Raw genomic sequence first — 15,022 nt, forward strand, 5'->3', positions numbered from 1 at the left:
AGAACACGAATCATTCTGAAACCTCCATTGGAATTGTCAAAGTGATAATTGTACCGGCACTGCTTCCTGTTATATCCAATTTTCCACCAACGATTACGGCACGTTCACGCATTCCGGCCAACCCAAGCGCAGACGCACTGTGTAATTCGTCGCGGGCAATGCCTCGGCCATTATCGGTAACCGTTAATTTCAGAAAAGACTGGTTAGCTTGAAGACATGTTTTTATTTTCGTTGCGCCCGCATGCCGGATGATATTCGTCAATATTTCCTGATAAATTCGAAACACGGCCGTTGATTGATTACTGTCGATCGGAAAGCTTTTGTTCGGAAGAATGAGGTCACAGGGGATGCCGGCTCGTTTTCGAAATTCTTCAGTTTGCCATTCAATAGCTGCTGATAAACCAATATTGTCCAGTACTGCAGGCCGTAAATCGGATGAAATTTTCCTCGTGAGCGTAATAGTTTCATCGACCAATTCTGACATTGATTGCAGCTTTATGGAGATAGAACTATCCGATGGATGTCTTTCGAGCCATGAAATATCCATTTTCAACCCGGTCAATGCCTGGCCAATCTGATCGTGGATTTCGCGAGCAATTGCCATACGTTCTTTTTCGATGGCTGTTTGGAGATAAGCATGCAACTTCCGTAATTGTTCGGTATGTTGCCGTAATTGTTCTTCAGTATTTCGTTTATCCCTTTCAATAGATGAACGTTCAATCGCGTTATGAACGGATAGCGGAAGCCGGTCGAGTCGGTCTTTGATTAGATAGTCAGCTGCGCCGGCTTTCATACATGCAACGGCTGTTTCTTCATTGATTGATCCGGTGACAACAATGAAAGGTTTGTGACAATTATTTTGCTGAACGAGTCGAAGCGCTTTCATGCCATCGAAATCGGGCAATGTATAATCCGATAAAATGATATCCGGGTCGAATGTTGATAGCTGGGTAAGAAACTGCTCTTCAGTTTCTACTCGTACGTCTTCATATACTATTCCACCCCGGGAAAGTTCATATCGGATTAATTCGTAATCGGATGCCGAATCTTCGACGATGAGAATTTTTAATGACGCAATCATTTTTTATTTGGTCATTTCCAATGATTCACGTTACGGTTGTACGGCTATATTGAATTCGGGTTCTTAGGATTTTTATTAAGCAAATCATTCAATGTTGTCAGCAACGTCAAAGTCGTATAAGGTTTTTGTATGAATGCAAACAATTCCGTTGCGAGATTTTTGTCCAACGAACGCGATGCCTGTAATCCGCTTACGCCAATAATGGCAATATCAGGGTCAATTTTTTTTAATGCTCGAATTGTCGAAGGGCCGTCCATGATCGGCATGGACATGTCGAGGATGACTGCTTTGATCATAGAACGGTTTTGTGCGAAAAGGCCGACGGCTTCAGCTCCGTCGTTGGCCGTTAACACATGATAACCGTAACTCTCGAGCGTCGTACGTGTAATCTCCCGAACGGATGCATTGTCTTCGACAACCAGCAGCCATTCACCATGCCCGGCCGGCCATTTTAACTGAGTATCTGTCGCTTGTTTTTCGTTTTCAGCTGCAACAGACGGAATATAAATCTTGAAAGTTGTACCTTGACCGTGCTCGGAGATGAGTGTAATAAATCCGCCATGTCCTTTGACGATGTTGAATACCGTAGCCAATCCAAGACCGGTGCCCTGCCCGGGTTCTTTAGTTGTAAAAAAAGGATCAAAGATTTTTTCTTTGATCGAATCGGGAATACCGGTGCCGGAATCCGTTACACGGATAATGACGTACGATCCGCTTTTGGCATCGATATGGATCTGCGCGTAATGCTCATCAATAAATAATTCAGTGGTTTCGATGGTGAGTGTTCCACCATTAGGCATCGCGTCGCGAGCATTGACGCATAAATTCATCAAGACCTGGTGTAACTGGGTGGAGTTGGCATTAACAAGTGCAAGTTCTTTAGGTTCGATAATTTGTACATCGATATTTTTTGGAAATGTTTTCTCCAGAATTTTATAAACGTCTTTGATCAAATATCGCAATTGCACCAGTGTGCGTTCACCCTCCATACCGCGCCCAAAAGAGAGTACCTGTTTAATTAAATTAGCGCCTTGTTCCGCACTGGATTGGATTGTTTGTAATAAATTGTGTCCTTCATCGTCGACGGCTTTTTTACTGAGGATGTGCGCTGCAAGCATAATCGGCATCAGCATGTTATTAAGGTCGTGCGCGATGCCGCTGGCGAGCGTTCCGATACTTTCCAATCGCTGGGCGCGATAGAATTGGGCTTCAAGTTTCCTTTGCTCCGTCACATCTGTATTCACAGTTAGAATAGTATGGTGATTACGATTACCGTCTTTAATTAGTGTCCAACGGCTGTCAACCAGGATCTCGTTTCCGGATTTTGTCAATAACTTGACTTCTCCTTGCCAATGGCTTTTTTCGAGAAGCTCTTTATATACATTTTGGTGAAATCGCTCTTTCCCGCGCAATTGCAATTGAAAGACGCTTTTGCCTAAGACCTCTTTAGTTGTCCAGCCAAGTACTTTTTCAGCGGCCTGATTCCAAAAAAGAATTTCACCTTCAAGGCGCTTTAATATGATGATGTCTCGAGTTAAGTTCAGCAAGTCTGCCTGTTCGCGAATTTGTTCTTCAGCGTGTTTTCTACCACTAATGTCACGTACGATCCCTAAAACACCGTTAATTTCACCAAGTTCGTACAATGGAACGGCTGTAAATTCTACAAAAGTATAATGACCGTCTTTTTGTAAGAGGCGTATTTCCGACGGGGGAACAGTCGTTCCAGTCATGACGCTTTTAAATAGTTCACGCAAATATTCAAAATCCGAGCGATGAATGATTTCTGAAAAATGTTTTCCGATCCATTCCTGCGGTTCAAATCCCGTGATCGTTTTGAAAGCCGGGTTAAGCGAAGTAGCGCAGCCTTTTGTATCGAGCGTGTAGACCATATCGGTGGAATTTTCAAACAAATTGCGATAGCGGGTTTCGCTTTCTTTCAATGCCGTAAGCGCAGCTTCTTTTTCACGATGCGTATCACGTTTTTGCAGAACATTGTGAATGGCACTATTAAGGCGAGTCAGATTATTTTTTAGAATGTAATCTTCGGCTCCTGCTTTGAGGCATTCGACAGCGATCTCATCGCTCTGCGTTCCGGTGACGAGTATTAATGGCGTAGCGAGTTGTCGTTCTTTCAGGCGTTTCAAAGCATCGAGTGCTGTAAATTGGGGCAAGTTATAGTCTGATAGAATCAGGTCGGGTGAGAAGTCAGTCAGTTCGCGCTCGAAGTCGCCACGATTGTCGACCGCATGGATCGTGAGTGACAGGTCCGATTTTTTTAATTGGTATTTAACTAACTCAAGATCAGACGGAAAATCTTCAAGAATCAAAATACGAACCGATGTATTCATAAATCCCCCGGAAAAATCGTACTAAGGACGTACTTGGTTAAGCAGTAACCAATACAAACCGATATCCGCTACTGATTTCATAAATTTTTCAAAATCGACCGGTTTGACAATGTAAGAATTGACGCCGAGCCGGTAAGTCTCCACGATATCGCGTTCTTCTTTGGATGACGTCATGACTACCACCGGAGTTTTTTTGGTTCGTTCATCCGCTTTGACTGCCCGCAAAACTTCGATGCCATCTACTTTCGGGAGTTTGAGATCCAGCAAAATGACTTTTAAACCATGATTAATCGGTTTACCCGCATGAGGGCCGGTACTGAAAATATAATCCAAAGCTTCAATTCCGTCATTGGCAATGTGAATGTGATTGGCCAGATGCTGCTTTTTGAGTGCACGCAAAGTAAGTTCCTGATCATGAGGATTGTCTTCAACCAGTAGAATTTCAACTCCATTGAAAGTATCCATGATCTTTCTCCTTTTTTTTGTGCAGGCTTACGATGTTTTATGAGATGGTAGAGAAAAATAGAAAGCAGCGTTTTTATTTAAGGCGCTTTCTGCCCATACGCTACCGCCATGTTTTTCGATAATGCGGTGGACGATAGCGAGGCCGACGCCGGTACCTTCAAATTCATGTGCGCTATGGAGACGTTGAAAAACCCCGAAAAGTTTGTGCGTGTAAGCTGAGTCGAAACCTACACCGTTATCCCGAACATAATATACCCATTCATTAGGGCGATGGAAAGCTCCAATTTCAATGATGGGGCGTTCACGAACACTGCTGAACTTAAAAGCATTGCCAATAAGATTTTGCCATACTTGTTTCAGCATAGCCTGATCGCCATTGGCATCCGGTAGCGGATCGATCCTCAATTCGGAATTGTCATAACGCGGATCGTGCCGGATAAACCACTCTCCGACGCTTTCCGCAAGAGAATGCATCGGGACATTTTCGATTTCGATGGATTGACGGCTAAGCCGTGCAAATGTTAAAAGATCATCGATGAGCATGCTCATTTGATGAACATTGGTTGATATGACTTTAAGCAAGCGTTTTGCTTCCGCGTCCAAATGATCAAAATGATCCTCGAGCAGGATATTCGCAAATCCTTCAATAGCACGCAGCGGAGCACGGAGATCGTGCGATACGGTGTAGCTGAATGATTCAAGATCTTTATTGGCCAATGTCAGTTCAGCCGTGCGGTCGATCACGCGCTGCTCCAATTCTTCGCTAAATTGGCGAATGGCCTCTTCCTGTTGCTTACGAACGCTTTCATCCCGCAGAATCACGGTGTAAAATTTGGCGCCCCCGATTTCAACTTGTGAAATCGATGCCTCAATTGGAAATTCTTCATCATTACTGCGAATGCCGCTGATTTCTCCGAGTGCGCCCATATGACGGCTGGTAACTCCTGTTTGACCAAAATTATGGATATGACCGCGGTGAGCACTACGAAAACGTTGTGGAATAAATCGTTCAATCGGCTGTCCGATCGCATCTTCCCGTGAACATTTGAACATGTTTTGAGCCGCTGAATTAAACAAAATGATTCGCTGGTCTTCGCTGATAGTAATAATGGCGTCCATAGCCGATTCAATAATTGCCGCTATCTGAGTTCTGTTATCGGTAAGCTCTCGTGCTATTCTCTGCTTTTCCGTAACGTCGTTGGCCAGCACCAACCGGGCTGGGCGTCCTTCGAAATCCAGCGATTCGGATATAATTTCGACGTCGATAAACGTTCCATTTTTTTTCCGATGTCTCCACACTCCGGAATGATGGCGCTCATACCTGTTAGTTGTTTCCAGGTAATGCGTCAGTACCGCTTCATCTTCTTTCGGGCGAATGTCGCGAATGGTCATGGAAAGAAATTCTTCCCGTGAGTAACCGTAAGTCTGTATGGAGGCGGGATTTACAGCCAGAAACCGCAGCGTTTCCGAATCAAAAACCCACATTGGCAGCGGATTGCTGTCAAAAAGCAGTCGGTAACGGATTTCGGATTCGCTAAGTTTTGATTGAACTTGTATTAGCTGCCGCATATCGCGACGCATCAGGCTGTAAAGCAACAAACTCGTGATCGCAATAAAGAGAATACCTTTCATGATTGAAAAACGAAAGGAATCAGGCAGTTGAAGCTCTTCCAAAACCAGATCGGAAAAAATGATCCATAAAGATCCGAAGGAAGCATAGATCAGGACGATGCGTAAAGACAAAATCCGTGATGCCCACTTTGATTCAAAGCGTTTCATAACAATCAAGCTTCTTTCGTCAATTGAAAAGAATGCTAAATGACTTCTACCAATCCTAGAGAACTTGCAGCTTGGCCGATTCAGAATAGAGAAACAATCCGAATGAATAGAGATTTGCGTTTGCCGGACTTTGTAAAGATATATAAAATGTTCAGGGATGTAAATTCTTTTCTTTGAGTAATTCGTTCAAAGTTTTGGCCAAATCGTCGGCGTTGTAAGGTTTTGGCAAAACTTCACTGAAGCCATGTTCTTTGTATCGCCCCATCACCGGATCATTGGAATAACCGCTGGATACCACGGCCCGTACATGCGGATCAATGGCGATCAGTTGCTGAATGGTTTCCTTGCCGCTCATGCCGCCGGGAATAGTCAGATCCATAATGACGGCGTCAAACGGTTCTCCTCGATCGCGGAACGAACGATAAGCTTTAACCGCTTCTTGTCCATCGGACACTTCCCACACCGTGAAGCCCATATATTTTAACATTTCACTGAGCATCCGCCGTACGGCGGCTTCATCGTCCATGATTAAAATCCGTCCGTGATGATTGGTATCCGGCTTCTCAATGTCAGAGGGGATTTCAGGGTGATTGTCGGAAGCGGGAAGATAAATATAAAATGTTGTGCCGCTCATCCACTTGGATTCGACTGCGATTAAGCCATCGTGATTTTTGACGATTGAGTAACTCGTCGCCAACCCAAGTCCGCTGCCGCCGGATTTTGTTGTAAAATACGGATCGAAAATTTTTTGTAAGTGTTCTTCGCGAATACCCGTTCCCTGATCGCGAATGGAAATTTTGACATACCGTCCCGGCCGTAAACCAAGTTGATGATCCGATGTATGGGCTTTGATGGTAATGTTCTCGGCGTTTAAATGAATAATGCCGCCATTGGGCATTGCTTGTTGGGCATTCAGGATCAAATTATGAATAACGCGGTTCATTTGTCCGGCGTCAATATCGACTTGCCATAAATTATCAGGCAGATTCAGATCGCACCGCACATTAGAGCCGGTCGAAGCAAAAGCGGCTGACTCTCTGAGCAGGTCGCGAAGATGAGCGGTTTTACGAACAGGCGCACCGCCTCTTGAAAATGTCAATAACTGTTGTGTCAGGTCTTTGGCGCGTAAGGAAGCTTTTTCGGCCGATGAGAGGATATCAAATAATTTTTCTTTGGGTTCCTGAGGCAATTTCATTTTAGCGAGCGACAGATTGCCAATAATAGCTGCAAGAATGTTATTGAAATCATGCGCGATGCCTCCGGCCAGAATACCAATTGATTCGATCTTGCGCGCATTCAGAATTTCATTTTCCATTTTTCGCTGCAAAGACGTGTCTTTAAATACGATAATAACGCCAATGATTCTGTCGGATTCATCGCGGATCGGTGCGGCCGTATGGGCGATAAATTTTTCTTGATGGTCTTTATCTACTAAAACTCTATTACCCGTAAATTCGACAATATCACCTGTACGCATTACACGTGCTACTGGGCTCTCTAAGGGTTTACGCGTACGTTCGTCCAGAATGGTCAGGATGGTTTCAACCGATTGCCCCTCGGCTTCAGACTGCATATAGCCTGTGATGGTTTCGGCTACAGGGTTGATCAAAAGGATGTGCCCTTCCGTGTCCGTCGTAATGACCCCTTCGCCGATAGATCGTAATGTGACGAGCAGGCGTTCTTTTTCAGTCGCCAACGCATCTGCGGCCTTTTTACGTTCTGTGACGTCGTGAATGATGGAGTATAATAATTTACGGCTCTTGATTGTAATCGGACTGGAATGAATTTCCACAAATCGAATTTCACCCGACTTTAAACGATGGGGAAATATAAAGACATTTTGCTTTTCTTCAGTAGCGGTTTTGATCAGGAACGAAAGTTCGTCTTTGGGCAATACGTTGATCTGATCAAGTGTCATTGTCCGGAGTTCACTCATGGAATAGCCGTAAAATTCGGCCGCTGCAGAATTGGCGTCAACAATACGTTTTGTTTCGGGATCGACAAACCATTGCATAGCCTGGTGCCGATGAAACATTTCCTTGTAGCGTTCTTCCGTTTCACGCAATTCTTCATCGGTTTTTTTCCGAGGCGTAATATCACGATAGTTCATGACGATGCCTTGTACGCTCGGATCAAGCATCAGATTATTGGCTACTCCTTCCATCCATCGCCAGGATTGATCTTTGTGCAGCATGCGAAATTGAATCGAGGTTGTGCGACCCGGCTTTTCGAGCAGCAATTTGAACTCATTCATCGTGTATGCGAGATCGTCCTGGTGGATGAGTTCAAAAATATTATTACCGACCATTTCCTTAAATGTGTATCCGATAACGCGCCGGGTCGAAGAACTTGCATACAATACGATGCCATAACGGTTAACGAGTGCAATGGCGTCGGAAATGTTTTCGACAAGCGCTCGGAAATATTTAACACTTTCTCTGAGGGCTTCTTCAGCGCGTTTTCGTTTGGTAATAATACGGCCGATGGATAAAATAAACGGGAGAGCAGGATCGGATTCATGAATCAGGCTCCATTGGGCTTCGACGTAACGTACGCTTCGGTCTTTCAGCATCAACCGGTATTCACAGCGCTGCACATCGCCTGTATCCAGCAATTCCTGAAAAACCGATTTTACATGTTCGCGGTCTTCCGGATGTACCTCATCAAAAAACTTATCGCCTTTCAACAGTGGCATATCGGTGAGAATTTTTTGATAGGCCGGACTTGTGTAAATTCGACGACCCTCCGGATCCATGATGGCAATAAGGTCGACAGAATTTTCTGAAATAATTTTAAGACGATGCTCGGCTTCTTTTAATTTTTTTGATTCGTAAAATTCTCGTGCATCGGCATCTTTTTTTTCTAAGGCTACTCGCAACGACGGAATCAGGCGTTGCGGTTTATTAAGAGCTACATAGTCATCGGCTCCAGCATGTATGCACGCAATGGCCGCTTCATCATCCGGTGGTCCGGAAGTCACAATGATCGGTATGAGAGGACGCTGTTCTTTCGCGCTATATATCGCGGGAAAAATCGTATTTTCCGATAAAGCATAGTCCAATAAGACAACGTCGGGTGCAAAATCCTGAAGCTCTTGAGAGAATTCTTCCAAGTGTTTCACGACCAATGACCAGAAAAGAAAATTGCCCTTCCGCAGTTCTTGAATGATCAACTCTGCATCATCGGGCGAATCATCAAAAATAAGTACTCGAAGTTCTCGAGCCATGTGAGTCTCCGGCAATCCTCATGGAATGCGATAGGGAGTGGGAAGGCGTCGGGCGGCGCCTATATAAGTCCGGATTAAACAGCCGGAAGGAAATAAGCGTTTGTTAGACACTATTTCAAAATGGCCCTCAGTAAATTCAAAAACTCCCTTCCGTCGTTCTGTACCAACTTGTAATTGCGATAGGCGTTTTTGTACGTCGGATTGATGTCGTGTGCTTTTTTGAACTGTCCGACGGCTTTGAGAAATAAATTTCTGCATTGGATCAAATATACCAGGCCGAGCGAATTGTGCAGATCGGCATAATTCGGGTTTTCATCAAGGCCTCTTTCCATTTGAGATCGATACTCGTTAAGTACTTTATCATCCTTGCCGGCGCCTCCAAAAAGAAATTTCAGATAGAAGCCATGGATCGTTTCATCCATTTTAGGGTTGTGCATCATCTCTCGGGCTTCATACAAAGAGCGTAATGATTTAGCAAGGTCATCAGTGTTCAGTTCTTTGATTGCTTTGTCGAACTTTGATTGCAAGGCACGGTCATCGGCATAGCCGGGGAATGATACAATTTTCTGAATGTTCTCGAGCGCCCGGCGTTTACGGATGGAGGGGGGAGGTAAATTCTTATTTTCCGGCGCATACATTACGCTTTCGATATGCGTCATGGCCATGTTGATATATACTTCGGTATAGTTTGGATTGATCTTGAGTGCGGATTGGAAAGCATCCAGCGCTTCGAGGTAAGTGCGCATTTTTGTATAAGCAAGTCCTAGATTATTGCGTAAATCAGGGAATTGCGGAGCAAGCTCGCATCCTCGTTTAAGAATGTCGATTGCTTCTTTCCATGCGCTTTTTTGCATATAGGCCGTGCCGAGATTGTTATAGGCCTCAATCATCTCGTTGTCTTTTTCAATGGCCTCGGCAAATTCACCGATAGCCTCATCGATCATTCCTTTGCGCAGAAAAACGAGGCCCATTTTGTTATTGGAAACGGCATGTTTGACGGTTTTTATTTTGTCGCGGATATAAAACAGCAGCTCGATTTCCCATGCAATTTCGTGATGGAAAGAGCTGATGAATTCCTGAAATTGTTCGCGGTTAAGATATTGATGAAACGGATCATCGAGTTTTTTCTTGTGCATCATGATCACGCGTCCGCCGTCATAGACTTCAGACTTGATCATTTTTTCCACCATGTTTCCCGCCGTTTGAATGTGGAAAAGTTTGCCTCCGGCCAACACGTTACTGTTGATTCCGATCTGTTCCATGAAAATTCCTCCTTTACGCGGGGCACGGCAAGGTGTCGAGCGCGGGTACGGTTAGGGTTAAACTTTTAAAAAACATCGATACTAAAATCGTAGCTAAAGGAAGAAATCTGTACTACTTGAGGAAACAAGCTTATAGTACTTTAGTATTTTCTAAACTACCTCAGTATTGAAAGTGCTCTGATGTGCTAAAGGGTCATTTGCAGTTCAACAGGTTCAATTTAAAGACATTGCAGGCATCTGTTCAAGTTAAATCTGGATTAAATTTGTTTAATCCATTTCTACGGATTCAGCCTGAGTATGGATCGCACGTGCCAATTGTAGAATCGAATCGGCAATGACGCTGATTTTAAAAGCTGTATGCTCATTGTAATGATCCGGCGATTGCTGCATCATCGCTTTAGCGATCGATTGGATTGCCTTTGCATGTTGAATCAATTCTGTTTTACTGATTTCTTCGTTCATGATTTCTCCTCATCCGATGCGTTTCTCTAACTCATCACGTCAGAATGAAACTTAAAGCATCGTACAGTTGTTGTGTTTTAAAAGGTCTGATCAATACAGCATCGGCTATAGATGTAAACTGATGGTCGCGTATTGATGTCAAAACAAGAATGCGAGTTGATGGATGAAATGTCCGTATTTTTGAAGCCATAACGATGCTTGTATTGTTCGTCAGTTCGTCAGTATCTAATATGACGACTGACGCATTGATCAACCGCAGCGTTTCCATCGTATCATCCTCGCCTTTGGCGAGCAAGCAATAATAGCCCCCGATATTCAGGTCATTTCCCAATAATTCCAATTCGATCACATCGTGAGCCGCTAACAAGATGGTTCGTTTATTTAAAATAGGTTTATAGTCATTTGATATCCTGTCAGGGATTTCCAATACCGGTTTCATAAAAAACGTATTAACTATTGTTTTTTTTGGCATTTATTCTAAATTAATCCATAAGCTTCGAAATAGCTTTTACTTATATAAGACACGTTTTCAGGAAAAACATAACTATCTTTGCTGTTTTTAATCGGGGGTTTACAACATGCCCTACCATGCTTATGACCTTGCTACTAAGAATTTGAGCTTTTCCATCAATGATCTGGCTCGAGTCAATGAGTTGTATCACCAGTGGCGGCAGGAAAATTCTTCGAATACCATACGCGAATTGGAAATATGGGCCTATTGCTGGATCAGAAGGTATTTTATCCGTAAATTTGTTAAGGGAAAGATTCAGGATATTTCCGATACGGAACAGTTGATCGAAGACGTTTTTATTGCTTTTTTTAAGAAACATCACACTTTAAAAAATACGAGGGTTCTGACCCATTGGATTTCAGTAATTTGTAAATACCGTTATTTGAATTATGTCAGGGCTTGGTATCCGGTGAGCGAAAAACTTTTAGAAGAGGCGGAGGAAGAAACTGAAGTCGATTTCGAAAATGATATCCTAACCGTTATCGATTCAAAAAACCTGTATCAGGAAGTTGTATCGAAAGAGATGAATCATTTGCCTGAATATATTCAAGCCATTGTACGAAAGAAAATATGGGAAGGCAAGAGTTATGATGAAATTGCAACCGAAACAGGCTATTCGGTTGAAACGGTTCGGGCTTATTATTCAAGGGCACTAAAAGAGCTTCGACACTCAGAATCGTTGACAAATTTAGTCAAAGATTGGTGACAAGTCCTTTAAAATAAATTTGTTATGTTTTATTTACGTTTGTGTCTTATATTAGTATAGAAACAAATATCTCACGTAAGGTTATTACTTTATAGGGGGAATCCAAGACAATGAAAGACCAGCATTGTAACGAAGACGAATTGATTGATTATGTTTTGCGAAATGAGTTTCAATTGCCTGAAAATCAGTCTAAAGCAATTGAAGCGCATTTGCATGATTGTGCCGATTGTCGCACAGTGTATGACCGTTTGACTGAACGGTATAAGCAAGTACATGCGATGAAGCCGGCAAAAGAGCATTTTGAAGAGTTATCCGGTCGATCGACTACAGGAAGGACCAGGTTTGTGCGGCCCTATCAAATTGCCGCCGTAATACTGATATTAGTCTTGCCGTATGGCTTATCGGTATGGATGATGAACCGTTCGTTCGATCGTGGACCGATTGGGCTCGAAGCTTTTCAAATGGATTATAAATTTGCATCGTCGCCGGAAAGCTATCGAGGTGATCAGTCTGCCGGTAATGAAGACGTTCGGTTATTCAAAAAAGGCGTAGTGGCTATTTTTGGAGCAAAAAAATCGACCATGGGCCTTTTTCCGCACTACGATTTGGATCAAATTAAAGTGGCGGAAAATTACTTTAACGGGGCTAAAAATATTAGCCGTAATCCTGACGTGCTCTATAAGGTTGAAGCTTATCTGAAAAAAATCGAACTGATTCGAGCCGCCGCGGAAGAATGATCCGTGTGCTGATGGTCGTTTATCGAATAAACACTTGATTTTCTAAACGGCGTTGTGATCAACGCCGTTTAGTTGTTTTCTTCTTTTTATTTCTTTTCGCACGACGCTTTCCGCTTACTTTTTTCTTAGCAGTCTTTTTAGCTGAACGCGTTGCCGTTCGCGATTTTGTTGCAGACCGTGATACCATACCGATAGGGTCGCCAGGCCACGACAGGTCAACTTGTTTGATGAGACCCGCTTTCAGATGAATTCTATGCATATCATTACGCTTATTACTCACGCCCCAGTATTCATTGTAAGGATCAAAATCCGAGCGCGTTTGTTTTGTCATGCCAAAGCTAATCCAGAAATCCTCCGGTGTAATAGCACCGGTGGTGTTTTCAAAACCCACTTCGGTACACATAAGGATAAGAATTTTGTCACTGGCAAGCTTGGCATTAAGCGCTGAAGCGCGATGATCGCCGCTTTCTTTCCCATAATTAGGGTCAGCCCACTTGAGTTTCATCTGACCTTTGATCTGGACTTGGACGACAATAAGACAGTTCATATCTGGGCTACCCGTTTTTGGATAGGTGTGAGAGATTTCGACTGTAGAATCTGCAGCAATTTCGAGTAACATTCCGGATAAATCGCCCGAATCCGTGTATACACCTCCTCCTCCAGGAGGAGGACCACCAGTACTTTCATTAGTATTACCCATAAAATAAACCCTTCTGTTAAATTATCGTATACGTTCGTCTTATTATATAAGATTACATATGCTACAAAATATAAATCAACAGCCGTCACGTGCGCAAATAAAAACGTTACTTATTTTAGTCCTTCTTTTTACTTTTAATTCGTTTGGGCAAGACTTTGCGACCGTCAAGGGATGGATAAAAACAGAGGATCTTGACCTGGTATATCCAGCCATAGAACGCCTGCTTGATTCAGCACAAACAGCAAAAGATTCATTTGAGATCGCAAAGCAATATTTTGAATTCGCCATAAAGTGCCAACAATTTTATGATTCAGAAATATCGGCAAAAATGTTTCAAAGAGTGAGAGAAATCTGTCTGGCATTAAACAATATCGAGTATGTTTATTATACATTAATAAATCAGGCAAATGCTTACTGGCATATTGATCGTCTTAGTGAATCATTTGATCTACTACAACAGGCTATGAATATTTCTGAGAAATACCATTTCCAACAGACGGATTCTGTAGCTTATTATTTTATTTTTACTCAACTAGGCATTTTAAGCGCTCGTCTTGGTGATTATGTACAAGCGCTAAAGTATTACAACTTAGGATTAAGTTTTTATGAGGATCGCCCAATTTATACCCATATTTCTGCATCTCTTTACTTACAAAAAGGCAGGGCTTCGTTCCAACTAAATGATTATGAAAAAGCAGAAGAAAGTTTTTTTTTAGCATGGGAAAAAAGCCAGAGAATCAATAATCCAGTTTTGAAGCAGGATCGTCAGGTTGCCATTTTAAATAACCTTGCTGAGTTATACTACCGTAAAGGAAATCTGGCTAAGGCGATAAAGTTTTATTTAAGGATTTTTCCAATAATGAAACTCAAGGATGATGAAACTGATATTATTTATTATGATTTAGGTAATTACCAATTAAAAGCCGGCCAATTTAATGAAGCTTTGAAATCATTCCAGATGTCGCTGACATTTGGCGGAAAGACTTGGAATGCTTTGAGTGGGTTAGCATGGTTAAAATCGATCAACAATGAAACGATGGCGGCCGACAGCCTGTATCAGAAGGCTTTGGAAGCAGTCGAGAACCGTTCACGTTATGTAAGTGGAACTTCTGTAGCAGCTTTCTTTGAAGAAGTCGGGTTTGTCTATAAACGCGCCGCGCTTTTTTATATTCGATCCGGACGTGCGGGTCGCGCGTTGGAAGTAATCGAAAGGGCAAAAGCGCGTTATATGTCCCGCCTAGTGACATTGGCCGACCTGCGCGGAGAAGCCGGTGAATATCAGGATAGCCTCAAAACAATCGAAAAGAAAATCAGCCGGTTTTATGAAGCCAATCCCGATTCGGCAGTCGTCAACGTTGAGCTGTATGCGTCGGAAATCGAGCGAGAAAAAATACTGGAAAAAATCCGTTTGGAAAATCCCAACTACTTTCAATTCCGATCAGTTAATAATATTTCAACAGATTCATTACAGCGTGTATTGGGTGAAATGTATCAATTAGTCGAATATGTTCTTTCGGATGATTCAATAGCTGCGATAGTTGTTACCGGTCAATCTATTAGCGGTGTTATCTGGGAATTTCAGAAAGATTCGTTGACGAACATGATCAAAAAAGCGGTTACGGATAATAATAATATCTCCATTAACGATTTAAACCGTCTTTATCGAAAGTTTTTTCAACCCGTTGAGCCATTTTTGTCAAAAGAAAAAACATTAATTATCATTCCCGACGGTGTCTTGTATCAGT

General features: G+C 42.8%; 12 protein-coding genes. 3 read left to right on the forward strand and 9 right to left on the reverse strand.

Features of this window, described 5'->3' with window-relative positions:
- Window positions 1–10 precede the first annotated feature (10 nt).
- The 8 genes from K1X84_15010 to K1X84_15045 form a co-directional block, all read right to left on the reverse strand.
- Window positions 11–1,081: a response regulator gene (locus K1X84_15010; protein ID MBX7152936.1), complete on the reverse strand. Its 1,071-nt coding sequence runs from the start codon at window positions 1,079–1,081 to the stop codon at window positions 11–13.
- A 44-nt stretch (window positions 1,082–1,125) separates the two neighbouring features.
- Complete coding sequence (locus tag K1X84_15015; protein ID MBX7152937.1) at window positions 1,126–3,429, reverse strand: PAS domain S-box protein; 2,304 nt, start codon at window positions 3,427–3,429, stop codon at window positions 1,126–1,128.
- Window positions 3,430–3,450: 21 nt separating this feature from the next.
- Window positions 3,451–3,894 (reverse strand): response regulator, encoded by a 444-nt coding sequence (locus tag K1X84_15020; GenBank protein MBX7152938.1) that lies wholly within the window; start codon window positions 3,892–3,894, stop codon window positions 3,451–3,453.
- 27 nt (window positions 3,895–3,921) lie between these two features.
- Entirely contained in the window at window positions 3,922–5,673 is a 1,752-nt protein-coding gene (locus K1X84_15025) for a PAS domain S-box protein (protein ID MBX7152939.1), read from the reverse strand.
- A gap of 151 nt (window positions 5,674–5,824) precedes the next feature.
- A complete protein-coding gene (locus tag K1X84_15030; protein ID MBX7152940.1) occupies window positions 5,825–8,899 on the reverse strand; it encodes a PAS domain S-box protein in 3,075 nt (1,024 codons plus the stop codon).
- Window positions 8,900–9,009: 110 nt separating this feature from the next.
- Window positions 9,010–10,161, reverse strand: a complete 1,152-nt coding sequence (locus tag K1X84_15035) for a tetratricopeptide repeat protein (protein MBX7152941.1) — start codon at window positions 10,159–10,161, stop codon at window positions 9,010–9,012.
- Window positions 10,162–10,428: 267 nt separating this feature from the next.
- The gene (locus K1X84_15040; protein ID MBX7152942.1) at window positions 10,429–10,623 is read right to left on the reverse strand and encodes a hypothetical protein; all 195 of its coding nucleotides are present in this window, start codon (window positions 10,621–10,623) and stop codon (window positions 10,429–10,431) included.
- 34 nt (window positions 10,624–10,657) lie between these two features.
- Window positions 10,658–11,062, reverse strand: a complete 405-nt coding sequence (locus tag K1X84_15045) for a hypothetical protein (protein ID MBX7152943.1) — start codon at window positions 11,060–11,062, stop codon at window positions 10,658–10,660.
- Between the two features lie 139 nt (window positions 11,063–11,201).
- Between K1X84_15045 and K1X84_15050 the strand changes: the two genes are divergently transcribed.
- Together K1X84_15050 and K1X84_15055 are read left to right on the forward strand one after the other, a co-directional pair.
- Complete coding sequence (locus K1X84_15050; protein ID MBX7152944.1) at window positions 11,202–11,840, forward strand: sigma-70 family RNA polymerase sigma factor; 639 nt, start codon at window positions 11,202–11,204, stop codon at window positions 11,838–11,840.
- A 110-nt stretch (window positions 11,841–11,950) separates the two neighbouring features.
- Window positions 11,951–12,577 carry a hypothetical protein gene (locus K1X84_15055; GenBank protein MBX7152945.1) on the forward strand — a complete coding sequence of 209 codons (627 nt, stop codon included), beginning with the start codon at window positions 11,951–11,953 and terminating at the stop codon, window positions 12,575–12,577.
- A 58-nt stretch (window positions 12,578–12,635) separates the two neighbouring features.
- On the opposite strand, the gene K1X84_15060 is transcribed toward K1X84_15055, so the two are convergent.
- Entirely contained in the window at window positions 12,636–13,277 is a 642-nt protein-coding gene (locus K1X84_15060; GenBank protein MBX7152946.1) for a hypothetical protein, read from the reverse strand.
- A gap of 58 nt (window positions 13,278–13,335) precedes the next feature.
- On the opposite strand from K1X84_15060, the gene K1X84_15065 reads away from it, so the two are divergent.
- Window positions 13,336–15,022 (forward strand): tetratricopeptide repeat protein (locus K1X84_15065; protein ID MBX7152947.1); only part of this gene is annotated, 1,687 nt, incomplete at its 3' end.

Source organism: bacterium, assembly GCA_019695335.1.
GTDB lineage: Bacteria > CLD3 > CLD3 > SB21 > SB21 > JABWBZ01.